Consider the following 13,308-nt stretch of genomic DNA (forward strand, 5'->3'; position numbering starts at 1 on the left):
AAAATGTATAGGTTGGCCTTCCTCAACGCAACACGGGCTCAGAACACCGACCAGCCAATCCGCGAACTGAGCATTTCCAGCGCCGCCATCCCCGCCAGCGAGTTGCCCGCCGCGTTCAGCTCCGGTGACCACACGCACACCGTGAACTGCCCCGGCACCACCGCGACGATGCCGCCACCGACGCCGCTCTTGCCCGGCAGGCCGACGCGATAGGCAAAGTTGCCGGCCTCGTCGTAGAGACCGCTGGTGGCCATGATCGAGTTGACTTGCTGGGTCTGGCGCCGGCTCAGGATCTGCTCGCCGCTGTGTTTGCAGAAACCGTCGTTGGCCAGGAAACAGAACGCCCGGGCCAGGTCGATGCAGCTCATGCGCAACGCGCAGTGGCTGAAGTAGCTGCGCAGCACCGCTTCAACGTCATTGTGAAAATTGCCGAAGGATTGCATCAGGTAAGCCATCGCCGCGTTGCGCGCTCGGTGCTGGTATTCGGAGTCGGCGACCTTGCCGTCGACCATCACCTGCGGATTGCCCGACAGCCGCCGCACGAAGTCGCGCATCGACAAGGCCGGTGCGGCAAAGCGTGATTGGTTGATGTCGCAGATCACCAGCGCCCCGGCATTGATGAACGGATTGCGCGGACGGCCGCGTTCGAACTCCAGCTGCACCAGCGAGTTGAACGGCTGGCCGGACGGCTCGTGACCCAGACGTTCCCAGATCGCCTCGCCGGAATGTTCGATGGCCTGCACCAGGCTGAACACCTTGGAAATACTCTGCACCGAGAACGGCGTCTCGGCGTCGCCGGCGCAATACATCTCGCCGTCGTTGCCATACACGGCGATGCCCAGTTGATTGGCCGGCACGGTGCCGAGGGCGGGAATGTAGTCAGCCACCTTGCCCTGCCCGATCAGGGGCCGGACAGCGTCAAGGATCTCGTTCAACAGCGCTTGCATGCCGGGTCTCGAAGTCTCGCCCCATGGGATTGCGGGGACACCGTGGCTAGACGCTGCGGGTCTGAGGCAAATCACACATTCGGAATAATTGGAGATCCAGTGTGGGAGCGAGCCTGCTCGCGATGAGGCCAATACAGCCAGTACCCTCGGCGCCTGACCCACCGATATCGCGAGCAAGCTCGCTCCCACAGTTTTTGCGCAGGCTGTGTATCGCAGTGTGTACGGCCCGACGCCCGACACATCCCGCGCACAAATACGGCCCTCTGCGACACATCACCGATACAGCCCGGCGTTCAAATGAACCTGTCGATCGGCAGCCCCGATCAAGCCTTTGAACTCACACATCGCATCGGAGATTCACCATGACCAAGCGCTCGAAAACCTCCCTGACACTCGGCCTGCTGCTTGCCGGTGGCCTGGCCCTGTCCAATGCGGCTTCGGCTTCCGAAGCGTTCAGCGTCAAGCAACTGGATCACGGTTACAGCCAGACCCAGGCCAAGACCGACACCGCGGAAAAAACCTCGGAAGGCAAATGCGGCGAAGGCAAGTGCGGCGCCGGCGAATAAACCTTTTTACGGGGCACGTCGGTGCCCCGTTTTCTTATGACTGAATGGAGCCTTCCCATGACCACAGCTCTCTCGTCGGCCGTCAAAGGCCTGCACCTGAATCTCGACCGCGCCGGCCAGTGGCTCGCGCCGCTGACCCTGCGCCTGTTCATCGCCTGGGAATTCTTCGAATCCGGGCTGGAGAAATTCAACGGCCAGAACTGGTTCGAAGACATCCAGGAGCGGTTCCCGTTTCCCTTCGATCGTCTGCCGGCGACGCTGAACTGGGAGCTGTCGATGTGGGCCGAGCTGATCTGCGCGCTGGCGATCCTGATCGGATTCGGCACGCGGATTTCGGCGATTTCGTTGATTGTCGTGACCGTCGTTGCCACCGCTGCCGTGCACTGGCCGGCGGACTGGTCATCGTTGAGTGAGCTGGCTCAGGGTTACGCGATCACCAACAAGGGTTTCGGCAACTTCAAGCTGCCGGCAATCTATCTGGTTGCGCTGGTGCCGCTGGTGTTTGCCGGGGCCGGCAAGTTGAGCGTGGATGCGTGGCTGGCGCGGTTCTTCTGGAAACGCGCCAGCCGCTGAGGATCAATGCGCCCGGTCCAGCCCGGCCAGCAACGCGCTGTCGCGGCTGTAGATGTCCGGCGCGTAGAGTACGCGGCCCTGACTGTCGACCTGAGCCGTCCAGTAGGTCATCAGGATCGGCACCGGGTTGCTCAACCGGAACTCGTGAGTGGTGCCGGTGGCGAGCAAGGTGTCGGTGCGGGCAATCTCAGCCGGGCTTAACAGGAAGTCGCGCAGCTTCATCGGATGCTCGACCCGCACGCAGCCGGAGCTGAACGCCCGTGGCCCCTTGTCGAACAGCGCCTTGCTCGGCGTGTCATGCAGGTACACCGAGAACGGGTTGGGGAACCGAATGACCATCTGCCCCAGCGGGTTGCGCGGCCCGGCGTCCTGACGCAGAAGGATGTTGCCGGGGTTGTCCCAGTCGATGTCGGCGGCGGCCAGCGGCTGGCCGTTGGCGTCGAGTACTTGCAGATTCTGACGGCTGAGGAAGGTCTGGTCCTTGCGGATCTCCGGCAGTTTGTCTTCCTTCCAGATGGTCGGCGGCACGGTCCAGGTCGGGTTGAGCGTCAGACGCGTGACCCGGGATTTGAGCAACGGGGTCTGGCGTTCGGCGCGACCGACCTGGGTACGGGTCTGCCACACCGGCAGGCCACCCTGATACAGCGTCAGCTCGGCAGCCGCGACATTGACCAGCAAACCGTCCGGCTCCATGTCCTGGGCCATCCAGCGGAAACGTTCGAGATTGACCCGTAGCTGTTCGCGTCGGGTCAGCGGACTGATGTTGAGTTCGGCAATCGTCCCCGGCCCCACTACCCCGTCAGCCTGCAATGAGTGAGTGGTCTGAAAACTTTTCACCGCCGCGACCAGTGCGCCGTGATAGGCGTTGTCCGGCGTGGCGACTGCACTGCTCAGATAACCTTCACTGTGGAGCCGCCGAGCCAGTTCCGGCACGCGTTTGTCTTCCATGTCCGGACGCAGCAACGGGCCGTTGCCCACCGACGTCCATTGGGGCAAGGCTTGCAGGCGCTGCGCGGCATAGAGATGACGCAGGTTCTGGTACTGCGCCAGCTGCGGGCGGGCCAGATCGAACGCGGCCGGCACGTTGCGCACGCCCGGAACGGCAATGGCGAGCAATTCGGCCTGACGGTCGCGTGGCGTTTCGTCGGAATGCCACAGCGGTTCGAAGTGCGATTGCAGCAGGCGCCCGTAATGCAAATCCTGCAAGGCCTGGAGATAGTAGCGGCTGATCTCGATGTCGGCGCACAGCTCGCCGTCCTGCGGGGCGGTGAGCGCCACCGGATAACGTGTCGGGTTCAGGCCATCGTCGGCCAACAGCTGCAATTGCGCATGCAAGGCCGGCAATTGCCCGCCATCCGCCCACACCGGCATCCAGTCCTGCTGCTGATAGAACGCCCGCAACTGATCCAGCGCCGGTCCATTGAAACGGGTGCCGATTGCCGGACATGCCAACGGCAGATCGAGCAAAACGGCCTGCAGCGGACTTTGCGGCTCGACCGGCATTTCAGCCGGCGGCACCGGCAATGGCGCAAGCGGCTCCTCGGCGCAAGCGACAAACGGCGCAGCGAGCAAACAAATGCTCAAGTAGCATGCATACTTTTTGAACAACTGCTTTACTCCAATCCATGGCCGTCCTGATTGACGGTCAACCTTACCTCAGGTGCGGTGAACAGTCAGGCCCGATTCGCGGGCCTGCCGGGGACGACTGGACGTCAGGAGCCTAAGTGCCAAACAAGTAGCAAGTGGAGACTCACTTTAAATGTTGACGTTTTTGCGCCGACTTCTGCTGACTGCCACCGCCATTGGCGTGCTGACCAGCCCCGTTTTTGCCGCCGGCACCTCTTCGCCGGTTCTGTACACCAGCCTCGCCCACGCCGCTCCGGAACTCAATCCCCAGGCGCTGAAAGGTGCCTTGAACGCCATGCAATGTGCGATCAACAACGGCGCGAAGCAGTCCCGTCATCTGGCGATCATCGACTACTCGCAGCCGTCCACCGAACGCCGCTTGTGGATCTTCGACCTGACCCGCAAGACATTGGTGCTGCGCGATCTGGTAGCCCACGGTTCGAACTCCGGGGAAAATTTCGCCACCCGGTTCTCCAACCGTGAAGGCAGTTTTCAATCCAGCCTCGGCCTGTTCCGCACTCAGGAAAGTTACCAAGGCACTCACGGTTACTCGCTGCGCATGGACGGTCTGGAACCGGGCGTCAACGACATGGCCCGTGACCGCGCCATCGTCATCCACGCCGCCGATTACGTGAACCCGTTCTGGAGCAAGCGTACGGGCCGTCTGGGCCGCAGCCAGGGCTGCCCGGCGGTGCGACCGCAGGTTGCCAAACGGGTGATCGACAGTCTGAAGAATGGTCAATTCATGTTCTCCTGGTACCCGGATCAGCAGTGGCTGAAATCCTCGCCGTACCTCAACTGCCAGCCGCAACAGATCGCGAGCATTCTCAGCACTCACGCCAGCTGAATACTCTGTGGGAGTGCGCTGGCTCCCACAGGTTCGGTTTATTACAGATTTGTCATCGAGTTGTCGGTTTGCCGAGCGGATCGCCCGGTAGCTTGAAGTTGTCCCGGCCAGAACGCCGATCAACTTCAACGACTCGAGTGACACGCCATGAAAACCCTGATCCTCGCCTTCACCGCCCTCCTCGCCACCGGTTCCGTGTTCGCCGCGCCTGCGCCGGACGCCGCCGTCATTCATGACAAAACCGGCTTCTTCGTGCACCTGGATGTCGACAAAGTCCTCTCCAGCACCGATATTTCCCAGGCTTGCGGCGTGATCCCCGCACAGCTCAACTACCTCGACCACCAGGGCCGTGAACATGTGTTGGACTATCAAGTGCAAGGCAGCGGTTGTATCAATGACAATTGAGGCACAGTGCCCATGAATATCCTTGTTGTCGAAGACGAACCCAAAGCCGGCAACTACTTGCTCAACGGCTTGCAGGAACTGGGCTACAGCGTGAGCCTGGCCCGGGACGGCGCCGACGGCCTGCACCTGGCGCTGGAGTTCGACTTCGACGTGATCGTGCTGGACGTGATGATGCCGAAAATGGATGGCTGGGAAGTCCTGCGCCGGCTGCGCAAGGAAACCGACACGCCGGTGCTTTTCCTCACTGCCCGCGACGACATCGCCGACCGGGTCAAAGGCCTGGAACTGGGCGCCGACGATTACCTGATCAAGCCGTTTTCCTTCGCCGAACTGGTGGCGCGCCTGCGCACCCTGACCCGGCGCGGGCCGATCCATGAAGAAGAGCAATTGCAGGTGGCCGATCTGCAGATCGACGTGCTCAAGCGCCGGGTCGTTCGCGCCGGCAACCGGGTCACCCTGACCAACAAGGAATTCGCCCTGCTCCAATTGTTCGCCACCCACACCGGGCAAGTGCTGTCGCGTTCTCTGATCGCCTCGCGGGTGTGGGACATGAATTTCGACAGCGACACCAATGTAGTCGATGTCGCCGTGCGCCGCCTGCGGGCGAAGATCGACGATCCGTTCCCGCTCAAGCTGATCCACAGCGTGCGCGGCATCGGCTACCGCTTCGATACCCAGCCATGAAAATCGCCGGCACTTACTCCCTGACCTTGCGTCTGGCGCTGGTCTTCGCCGTGCTCGCCTTCGCCGCGCTGGCAGGCCTGGGCGCGGCGCTTTACAACCAGCTGGAAGAGCAGCTGACTCGCCGCGACGACATCCAGTTGGTCAGCCGCATCGATCAACTGCGCACCATCCTCAACGACAGCAACACGCTGGAATTGATCAAGACCAAACCGGCGCTGTTCCAGAACATGCTGGGCAACCGCGAAGCGCTCTTGACCATCAGCGCGCCGGGACAACCACCCTTGTTCGTGGTCAACCCCAGCGACCTGGCACTGCCGAGCGTGCCCGCCGTGCCGGTCGACCATGTCATGGCGCTCAACGACGTGCAGCACCTGCCAAGCATCAACGGCGTGCCATTCTCGGCGGTGGCGGCCAGTATCGACTCTGGCGACCAGGGCAATCTGCAGGTGCTCATCGCCAAGGTGATGAGCGAGCGCACGGCGATGCTCGCCAATTACCGGCTCAGCGTGTACGGCCTCGCGTCACTGGCAGCGATTGTGCTGGCGCTGGTCGGCTGCCTGCTGGTGTATCGCGGCTTGCTGCCGTTGCGGCGGATTGCCCGGCATGCCCACGGCATCGGCATCGCCAACCTCGGCGAACGGCTCGACAGCCTAGGCACGCCCCGGGAACTGCAACCGATGATCGAGTCTTTCAATGCGATGCTGGACCGGCTAGACCGAGGGGTTGCGCAACTGAGCCAGGTTTCCACCGACATGGCCCACGAACTGCGCACGCCGATCAATAACCTGCTCGGCGAGACCCAGGTCGCCCTGCAACAGAACCGCAGCGTCGACGCCTATCAACAGTTGCTCGCCTCCAATGTCGAAGAACTCGAACGGCTGGCGCGGATGCTCGACAACATGCTATTTCTCGCCCGCACCGACCCGGCCAGCGCACTGAGTCAGCGGCAGGAGCTGGACGCCAGCGATGAGATGCAGCGCATTGCCGATTACTTCGAAGGGCTGGCGGCGGACGTCGGTGTCACCATCGAGGCCAGTGGCAGCGGCGTGATCTGGGCCGAGCCGATGCTGCTGCGTCGGGCCCTGGCCAATCTGTGCGCCAACGCGATCAAGTACGGCTCGGCGGATTCGACGTTGCAGGTCGAGGCCATTGCCAAATCGGACGGCAGCTACCTGCGGGTGCGCAATCAGGGCGCAACCATTCCTGCCGAGCATCTGTCGCGACTGTTTGAACGCTTCTACCGCGTTGATCCGTCCCGCGAGCGCTCGGCCCAATCCAACGGTCTGGGCCTGTCGATTGTCGCGACCATCATGCAGTTGCATCAGGGCCGCTACAGCGTCACCAGCGCTGATGGCGTCACCTGCTTTGAACTGTTCTTTCCGGCACGACAATCCCGCGACTAATTTCACTTAGGCCTTACTGTGGGAGCGAGCTTGCTCCGGGCGGCGATCCGACGAATGGGTCATACCAGTCAACTCTTCAGCGCATGACATACCGCATTCGCGAGCAAGCTCGCTCCCACAATTGATTGATGCACAGGGCGGTGAGCATCAACGCCGTGGCCACGCCGAAGGTCATGTGCAATCCGCCCGTAATATCGGCGGCCGACGCCTGAGTCGGATCGTCCGTGGCCAAAGCGAATACCGCGCCCATCGCCGCGGCCCCGGTGATCAAGCCCAGATTGCGCGACAGCCCGAGCATGGCCGAGACCACGCCGCGCTGATCCTGAGCAACGCCGGACATCAACCCGGTGTTGTTGGCGGCCTGGAACAGCGCGTAACTCAAGGCCACCACCGTGATCGGCAGCACGTATGCAAGCACTCCGAAACTCACCGGAAACAGCGTCAACAAACCGCAACCGCAAGCCAGACCGAACAACGCACCCGGAACCATCCGCCGCGCGCCGAAACGATCCACCAGGCGCCCGGCCGGCACACCACTGAACGCCGCCAGCAACGGTCCGATCGACAACACCAGTCCGACCTGAGTGCTGGTGAGGCCCAGCCCTCGACTCAGGTAAAACGGCCCGACCACCAGCGTGGTCATCATCACCGTCGTCACCAGCAAGGTCAGCGCCAGACTGCTGCTGATTCGCGTGTCGGTGAACAATAACAGGTGAATCAGCGGCGCCTTGCTCCGTTTCTCGACCAGGATGAACAAGCCCACGCCCAACAGGCTGAGCAACAGCAACGTCGGGGTAAGTCCTTCGATTGTCATTGCCAGTGCATAGGCCGCCAGCGTCAGCATCAGCACGGCGGTGCCGGGATAATCAAATGCAACACCCGAGCGCACGATCCGATCCTTAGGCAAATAGCGATAAACCAACCACGCATTGAGCAATCCCAACGGCACGTTGATCACAAAGATCGACTGCCAGCCGACATGCGCCATCAACAGCCCACCGAGCGACGGCCCGAGGGTGGTGCCGGTGGCCGACATCGTGGCCAGCAAGCCCATCGCACTGCCGGACCGGGATTTGGGCACCGCATCGGCCACCAGTGCCACCGTCAACGCGAACATGATCGCCGCACCCAGGCCCTGTACCGCCCGCGCACCGATCAGCCAGCCAAGGCTCGGCGCCAGTGCGCAAGCCAGTGAAGCGGCGGTAAAGATGCCGATGCCGATCAACAGCAAACGTCGTCGCCCGAAACCGTCACCCAGCCGCCCGACGCTGACAATCAACGTGGTGACCGCCAGCAGATAGGCCAGCACGATCCACTGCACTTGTTGAAACGTCGCATCGAACACCGCCGCCAGCGTGGGCAATCCGGCGTTGGCGATGCTGGTGTCGAGCGACGGCATCAGCATCGACAGCGCCAGGCTGGTCAGCGCCCAGCGGGCTGAAGGACTCAGGGGTTCTCGGTGCATGGGGGTGCTCACAGGGCAGAAGTCTTGGGACATAGCCTGAGCCTCGACAATACAGGGCGCAAGACGCATGCTTTGCACTTGATACCTGCATGGAACGCCATGTCATGAATGCACCGGATCTGAACCTGTTGATCACCCTCGACGTGTTGCTGAGCGAAGGCAGCGTTGCCCGCGCCGCCGAGCGCCTGCGTTTGAGTCCGTCAGCCATGAGCCGCGCGCTGGCTCGGCTGCGCGAAACCACCGGGGATCCGCTGCTGGTGCGCGCCGGTCGTGGGCTGGTGCCGACCCCGCGTGCGCTGGAACTGCGCGACCGGGTCAGTTATCTGGTGCAGGAAGCCGAAGCGGTTTTGCGTCCGGCAGAAGTGCTTGATCCCGGCCAGTTGCAGCGCACCTTCACCCTGCGCAACACCGACGGTTTTGTCGAAACCTTTGCCGCCGCCCTGCTCGCCCGCATCGCCGAAGAGGCACCCGGCGTGCGCCTGCGCTTCGTGCAGAAGGCCGACAAGGACAGCACGCTGCTGCGCGTCGGCCGGGTGGACCTGGAAACCGGCGTGGTCGACGACAGCACCGACCCGACGCTGCACAGCCGCATCCTGTTCCGCGATCAGTGGATTGGTGTGGTACGTGAGGGGCATCCGTTGAGCAGCGGCAAGGTCAGCGCCAAACGCTTTGCTGCAGGCCAGCACATTCTGGTGTCACGACGCGGGCGCAGCAGCGGCCCGGTGGACGAAGCGTTGCTCGCCTTTGGCCTGACGCGAGACATCGTCACTTCGTTCGGTGGATTTTCGGCAGCGCTGACGCTGGTCCGTGAATCGGACCTGATCGCCACCGTTCCGGAGCGTCACACCAGCAAACTGCGAACAGGCCTGCACAGCTTCGCCCTGCCCTTTCGCATGCCGGACATCAGCGTGTCTATGCTCTGGCACCCGCGCATGGACGCCGATCCGGCGCACCGCTGGTTGCGCAATTGTGTGCGGGAAGTCTGCGCCTAGCGCGCATCCCCGCCAGTGGGTTTATAGAACAGGAATTTTTTGGTCTGGGCGGTCTTGGTATATTCCTTGGCCCAGCTCGGATGAACGTTGCGATCGTGGAAATACAGCGCGCCGTGGGTGCGGTCGGTGAGCTGGCGGTTCAGCGCCTTGCCGGCGATTTCCTTGGCCAGCGCGTATTCGGCGTCTTCCTTGACCTGATCCGGACGCCCGTCGCACCACCAGGAAAACTGGCAGCTCTTGGTTTCCGAGCCCTGTTTGACCACTGCGCATACGGTGTCGGGGAACCCTTCATGGCCGAGCCGGTTCATCACCACGTTGGCCACCGCTTCCATTTCCGGATTGTCCTTGCCTTTGGCTTCCCAATAGATACTGCGCGCCAGACAGGTGATCGGATCGTCCAGCGGCGCGGCGCCGGCGGGGTCGACCGCTTGCGCTTCGGTCGGGGTGATCGCTTCGGATTTCGGCGCCGGTGCTGCGCTGACTTTATCGGCAGCCTTCTCTTCCAGCACCTGGGCTTTCTCTTCAGCCTTTTCCTTGATTGGAGCCTGGTCGGTGGCTGATACGGCAGCACTCGCCAAGGTAAACACGAGACAGCAAAACAAAGCCTTCAATCCCATGATCTATTCTTCCGGCAGCGCCCGGCGCGGGCAAAGTGTTACGTGGCTGAAACGCCCGGATTCCGGGGTCTTCGCAGAGTGTAGACGGCGAAAATCGCAGCAACGTTCCGCACTGAAATCCACGTTATGAAGAAAAAGACATTGCACGGACCGGGGCCCTTTCGCGCATGATGTGCGCACTCAGTCCAAGGGAGATTTCCATGCGCTTCATGCCATCCGTTCTGCGATTCGCCGCGTTGTCCGTGGGCGTCGCGCTGGCCACTCCGGCCATGGCCGCCGACGAGTCGCAATTGATCGAGTCGATCAACAGCTACCGCAGCCAGCCACAGCGTTGTGGCAGCCAGGCGTCCAGCGAATTGCCGCCGCTGTCGGCCGATCCGCGCCTGACTCTGCCGGCCAGCGGCGTGGTGGATTTGCAGCAGGCGATGTCCAGCGCACGCTACCCGATGGTCAACGTGCAGGCGATCACCCTGAACGGGCCACGGGATGCGGCGTCGGCGATGAAGGCGATTCAGGAGAGCTTCTGTCAGGTGGTGCTGGATCCACAGTTCGTCGATATTGGCGTCAGCCGAGCTGATCGTGACTGGCGTATCACGCTGGCACGGCCGCTGCTGTCGGCGCGCCTGGGCGATGGACAAGCCGAAGGCCAGAAGCTGCTCGAACAACTCAACGCTGCCCGCGCCCAACCACGCCAGTGTGGCGGTCAGGCATTCGCAGCGACTGGGCCGCTGGCATGGAACGCGGTGCTGGGCGGCGTTGCCCAGGAACACAGCCGCGAGATGGCCAACAACAATTATTTCGATCACAAGGACCGCGATGGCCGCACCCCCGGCGACCGCGCCGAACTGGCCGGCTACAGCGGTCAGCAAGTCGGAGAAAACATCGCCGCCGGGCAGGACACGGTGCAGAAAGTCGTCGCCGGCTGGCTTGCGAGTCCCGGCCATTGCGCCAACCTGATGAACCCGCAATACCGCGAACTGGGCGCGGCCTATGCAGTCGATCCGAAGAGCAGCGCGGGCATCTATTGGACGGCGATGTTTGGCGCCGAGTGATGGTCGTGGCGTAAAACCTGTGGGCTCACAACGTCAGGAAGGTCGCCTGATCGCTACCGATGAACACCTCATCGACAGCATCAATCAGCCGGTCATTAATAGTGATTGGACACCCCTGAAAGTTGCCCATAACCTGCGCCATCCCCTGCCGTGAATGGCGACTTTTCATCCCGTTGAGGCTGCCATGTCAGAGCGCGTGCTGATCGATGGTTACAACCGGCGCGTCGACTACCTGCGCATGTCGGTCACCGACCGCTGCGACTTTCGCTGTGTGTATTGCATGGCCGAGGACATGCAGTTCCTGCCACGCCAACAGGTGCTGACCCTCGAAGAGATCTACCAACTGGCGCAGAGCTTCGTCGCACTGGGCACCCGCAAGATTCGCCTCACCGGCGGCGAACCGCTGATCCGTCCCGGCGTCGTCAAGTTGTGCCAACAGATCGCGGCCCTGCCCGGCCTTCGGGAACTGTGCCTGACCACCAACGGCTCGCAACTCGGCAAACTGGCCGCCCCGCTGTTCGATGCCGGGGTCAAACGCCTGAACGTCAGCCTCGACAGCCTCGATCCCGCACGCTTCAAACAAATGACCCGTACTGGCGACCTGGCTCAGGTGATCGACGGCATCGACGCGGCACGCAAAGCCGGATTCACCCGCACTAAACTCAACTGCGTGGTGATGCAAGGCCGCAACGATCACGAGATCAACGATCTGGTGCAGTTTGCCATCGAGCGGGATCTGGACATTTCCTTCATCGAGGAAATGCCGCTGGGGATCATCAGCGAACACAGCCGCGCCGAGTCATTTTTTTCCAGTACTCAGGTGCGCGAGCGGATCGCCGAGCGCTACACCCTGGTCGATTCCGCCGAATCGACCCAAGGCCCGTCGCGCTACTGGCGGCTGGCCGAAGCACCGCACATTCGCTTGGGGTTCATCTCTCCCCACAGCCACAATTTCTGCGGCACTTGCAACCGGGTGCGGCTGACAGTCGAGGGGCGTTTGCTACTGTGTCTGGGTAACGAACACTCCGTCGATCTGAAGGCAGTGTTACGCGCGCATCCGGGGCAGCCGGAACGGCTTGAGAAAGCGATCATCGAAGCCATGAAGCTCAAGCCCTATCGGCACAACTTCGAAGTGAACGACGACGTGCAAGTGGTGCGTTTCATGAACATGACCGGTGGCTGACACGCCACGTTTTCAAGGCAGAGCCGCATGATCATCAGGCCCAAGGTCAATCAATTCGCCATTCTCTTCACCCTCAAGGGCTCGATTGCCAAGCGCATTGCCCTGCGCGCCCTGATGGTCACGCTGCTGGCGTCGGCCATCGTGCTGGTGGAAATGCTTCACCCGAGCAACTTCACCAAGGTCAACGCCACACCATTCACCCTGCTCGGCCTGTCACTGTCCATCTTCATGAGTTTTCGCAACAACGCCTGCTACGACCGCTGGTACGAAGCGCGCAAGGCCTGGGGCGAAATCATCGTGCACGTGCGCTCGGTGATTCGTGAAACCCATGTGATCCGCGAATCGAGCGAACGGCGCGCCATGCTGCGAAACCTCTGCGGATTCGCTCATGCCCTGAATGCCCGGCTGCGTCGGGAAAACGAAGCGGCTGCAAGTGCCGAATGGATCACGCCACGACACGATGCGCAGGTGCCGGATTACAGTAGCCGTATCCTGCAAACGATCGGCCAGCAATGTTCGCAGTTGCATGAGGCCGGTGAGCTCAACGAGTGGCGCTACATGCTGCTGGCCAATCACCTGACCAGTCTGACTCAGGCACAAGCGGTCTGCGACCGGATCAAGAACACCCCTTTACCGTTTCCCTACACCTTATTGCTGCACCGCACGATTTATCTGTTCTGCATCCTGCTGCCGTTCGCCATGGCCGAACCGCTGGGTTGGCTGACACCGCTGTTTACAGCGATTGTCAGCTACACCTTTTTCGGGCTGGATGCGATTGCCGATGAACTGGAAGATCCATTCGGTCGGGATGAAAATGACCTGCCAACCGATTCGCTGGTGCGCAGCATCGAGCGGGACATTCTGGCGGAGTTGGGGGTCGAGCCTCTGCCACCGGCACTCAAGCCAGTCGATTACATACTCAGCTGATCGATCCCTCCCGCCAAAGGA

14 protein-coding genes are annotated in these 13,308 nt (G+C 62.0%); 10 read left to right on the top strand and 4 right to left on the bottom strand.

Features of this window, described 5'->3' with window-relative positions; translation table 11 throughout:
* Positions 1 to 38: 38 nt before the first annotated feature.
* The gene (gene glsB / locus CAF63_RS11170; RefSeq protein WP_085648356.1) at positions 39 to 947 is read right to left on the bottom strand and encodes a glutaminase B; all 909 of its coding nucleotides are present in this window, start codon (positions 945 to 947) and stop codon (positions 39 to 41) included.
* A 362-nt stretch (positions 948 to 1,309) separates the two neighbouring features.
* Here glsB and CAF63_RS11175 point away from each other — a divergent pair, with 362 nt between their 5' ends.
* Both CAF63_RS11175 and CAF63_RS11180 read left to right on the top strand, forming a co-directional pair.
* Positions 1,310 to 1,513 carry a hypothetical protein gene (locus tag CAF63_RS11175; RefSeq protein WP_085687639.1) on the top strand — a complete coding sequence of 68 codons (204 nt, stop codon included), beginning with the start codon at positions 1,310 to 1,312 and terminating at the stop codon, positions 1,511 to 1,513.
* A gap of 57 nt (positions 1,514 to 1,570) precedes the next feature.
* On the top strand, positions 1,571 to 2,086 hold the full coding sequence (locus tag CAF63_RS11180) for a DoxX family protein (RefSeq protein WP_085687637.1): 516 nt from the start codon (positions 1,571 to 1,573) through the stop codon (positions 2,084 to 2,086).
* 3 nt (positions 2,087 to 2,089) lie between these two features.
* Here the strand turns inward: CAF63_RS11180 and CAF63_RS11185 are convergent, their stop codons facing one another.
* On the bottom strand, positions 2,090 to 3,694 hold the full coding sequence (locus CAF63_RS11185) for a murein L,D-transpeptidase (protein WP_085687635.1): 1,605 nt from the start codon (positions 3,692 to 3,694) through the stop codon (positions 2,090 to 2,092).
* A 151-nt stretch (positions 3,695 to 3,845) separates the two neighbouring features.
* On the opposite strand from CAF63_RS11185, the gene CAF63_RS11190 reads away from it, so the two are divergent.
* From CAF63_RS11190 to CAF63_RS11205, 4 genes are all read left to right on the top strand, one after another.
* On the top strand, positions 3,846 to 4,559 hold the full coding sequence (locus tag CAF63_RS11190; protein WP_085687633.1) for a murein L,D-transpeptidase catalytic domain family protein: 714 nt from the start codon (positions 3,846 to 3,848) through the stop codon (positions 4,557 to 4,559).
* 147 nt (positions 4,560 to 4,706) lie between these two features.
* Positions 4,707 to 4,964, top strand: coding sequence for a DUF2790 domain-containing protein (locus tag CAF63_RS11195; RefSeq protein ID WP_007950580.1), 258 nt, complete (start codon positions 4,707 to 4,709; stop codon positions 4,962 to 4,964).
* A gap of 12 nt (positions 4,965 to 4,976) precedes the next feature.
* The gene (locus CAF63_RS11200; RefSeq protein WP_085687631.1) at positions 4,977 to 5,648 is read left to right on the top strand and encodes a heavy metal response regulator transcription factor; all 672 of its coding nucleotides are present in this window, start codon (positions 4,977 to 4,979) and stop codon (positions 5,646 to 5,648) included.
* Positions 5,645 to 7,051: a heavy metal sensor histidine kinase gene (locus CAF63_RS11205; RefSeq protein ID WP_085687629.1), complete on the top strand. Its 1,407-nt coding sequence runs from the start codon at positions 5,645 to 5,647 to the stop codon at positions 7,049 to 7,051. The genes CAF63_RS11200 and CAF63_RS11205 overlap by 4 nt, the downstream gene beginning before the upstream one ends.
* A gap of 76 nt (positions 7,052 to 7,127) precedes the next feature.
* On the opposite strand, the gene CAF63_RS11210 is transcribed toward CAF63_RS11205, so the two are convergent.
* On the bottom strand, positions 7,128 to 8,516 hold the full coding sequence (locus CAF63_RS11210; protein ID WP_085687627.1) for an MFS transporter: 1,389 nt from the start codon (positions 8,514 to 8,516) through the stop codon (positions 7,128 to 7,130).
* Between the two features lie 104 nt (positions 8,517 to 8,620).
* Here CAF63_RS11210 and CAF63_RS11215 point away from each other — a divergent pair, with 104 nt between their 5' ends.
* A complete protein-coding gene (locus CAF63_RS11215) occupies positions 8,621 to 9,508 on the top strand; it encodes a LysR family transcriptional regulator (RefSeq protein ID WP_085687625.1) in 888 nt (295 codons plus the stop codon).
* Here CAF63_RS11215 and CAF63_RS11220 read toward each other — a convergent pair.
* Positions 9,505 to 10,125, bottom strand: coding sequence for a cell wall hydrolase (locus CAF63_RS11220; RefSeq protein ID WP_085687623.1), 621 nt, complete (start codon positions 10,123 to 10,125; stop codon positions 9,505 to 9,507). The two genes, CAF63_RS11215 and CAF63_RS11220, sit on opposite strands and share 4 nt — an antisense overlap.
* Positions 10,126 to 10,325: 200 nt before the next feature.
* On the opposite strand from CAF63_RS11220, the gene CAF63_RS11225 reads away from it, so the two are divergent.
* From CAF63_RS11225 to CAF63_RS11235, 3 genes are all read left to right on the top strand, one after another.
* Positions 10,326 to 11,177 (top strand): CAP domain-containing protein, encoded by an 852-nt coding sequence (locus CAF63_RS11225; protein ID WP_085687621.1) that lies wholly within the window; start codon positions 10,326 to 10,328, stop codon positions 11,175 to 11,177.
* Between the two features lie 184 nt (positions 11,178 to 11,361).
* A complete protein-coding gene (gene moaA / locus CAF63_RS11230) occupies positions 11,362 to 12,360 on the top strand; it encodes a GTP 3',8-cyclase MoaA (RefSeq protein ID WP_085687619.1) in 999 nt (332 codons plus the stop codon).
* A gap of 27 nt (positions 12,361 to 12,387) precedes the next feature.
* A complete protein-coding gene (locus tag CAF63_RS11235) occupies positions 12,388 to 13,287 on the top strand; it encodes a bestrophin family protein (protein WP_085687617.1) in 900 nt (299 codons plus the stop codon).
* Positions 13,288 to 13,308 lie beyond the last annotated feature (21 nt).

Source organism: Pseudomonas sp. B20(2017), assembly GCF_002113125.1.
Lineage (GTDB): Bacteria > Pseudomonadota > Gammaproteobacteria > Pseudomonadales > Pseudomonadaceae > Aquipseudomonas.

Coding starts and splice junctions, on each gene's coding strand:
- glsB (WP_085648356.1), bottom strand. CDS start 947: ATGCAAGCGCTGTTGAACGAGATCCTTGACGCTGTCCGGCCCCTGATC.
- CAF63_RS11175 (WP_085687639.1), top strand. CDS start 1,310: ATGACCAAGCGCTCGAAAACCTCCCTGACACTCGGCCTGCTGCTTGCC.
- CAF63_RS11180 (WP_085687637.1), top strand. CDS start 1,571: ATGACCACAGCTCTCTCGTCGGCCGTCAAAGGCCTGCACCTGAATCTC.
- CAF63_RS11190 (WP_085687633.1), top strand. CDS start 3,846: ATGTTGACGTTTTTGCGCCGACTTCTGCTGACTGCCACCGCCATTGGC.
- CAF63_RS11195 (WP_007950580.1), top strand. CDS start 4,707: ATGAAAACCCTGATCCTCGCCTTCACCGCCCTCCTCGCCACCGGTTCC.
- CAF63_RS11200 (WP_085687631.1), top strand. CDS start 4,977: ATGAATATCCTTGTTGTCGAAGACGAACCCAAAGCCGGCAACTACTTG.
- CAF63_RS11205 (WP_085687629.1), top strand. CDS start 5,645: ATGAAAATCGCCGGCACTTACTCCCTGACCTTGCGTCTGGCGCTGGTC.
- CAF63_RS11210 (WP_085687627.1), bottom strand. CDS start 8,516: ATGCACCGAGAACCCCTGAGTCCTTCAGCCCGCTGGGCGCTGACCAGC.
- CAF63_RS11215 (WP_085687625.1), top strand. CDS start 8,621: ATGAATGCACCGGATCTGAACCTGTTGATCACCCTCGACGTGTTGCTG.
- CAF63_RS11220 (WP_085687623.1), bottom strand. CDS start 10,125: ATGGGATTGAAGGCTTTGTTTTGCTGTCTCGTGTTTACCTTGGCGAGT.
- CAF63_RS11225 (WP_085687621.1), top strand. CDS start 10,326: ATGCGCTTCATGCCATCCGTTCTGCGATTCGCCGCGTTGTCCGTGGGC.
- moaA (WP_085687619.1), top strand. CDS start 11,362: ATGTCAGAGCGCGTGCTGATCGATGGTTACAACCGGCGCGTCGACTAC.
- CAF63_RS11235 (WP_085687617.1), top strand. CDS start 12,388: ATGATCATCAGGCCCAAGGTCAATCAATTCGCCATTCTCTTCACCCTC.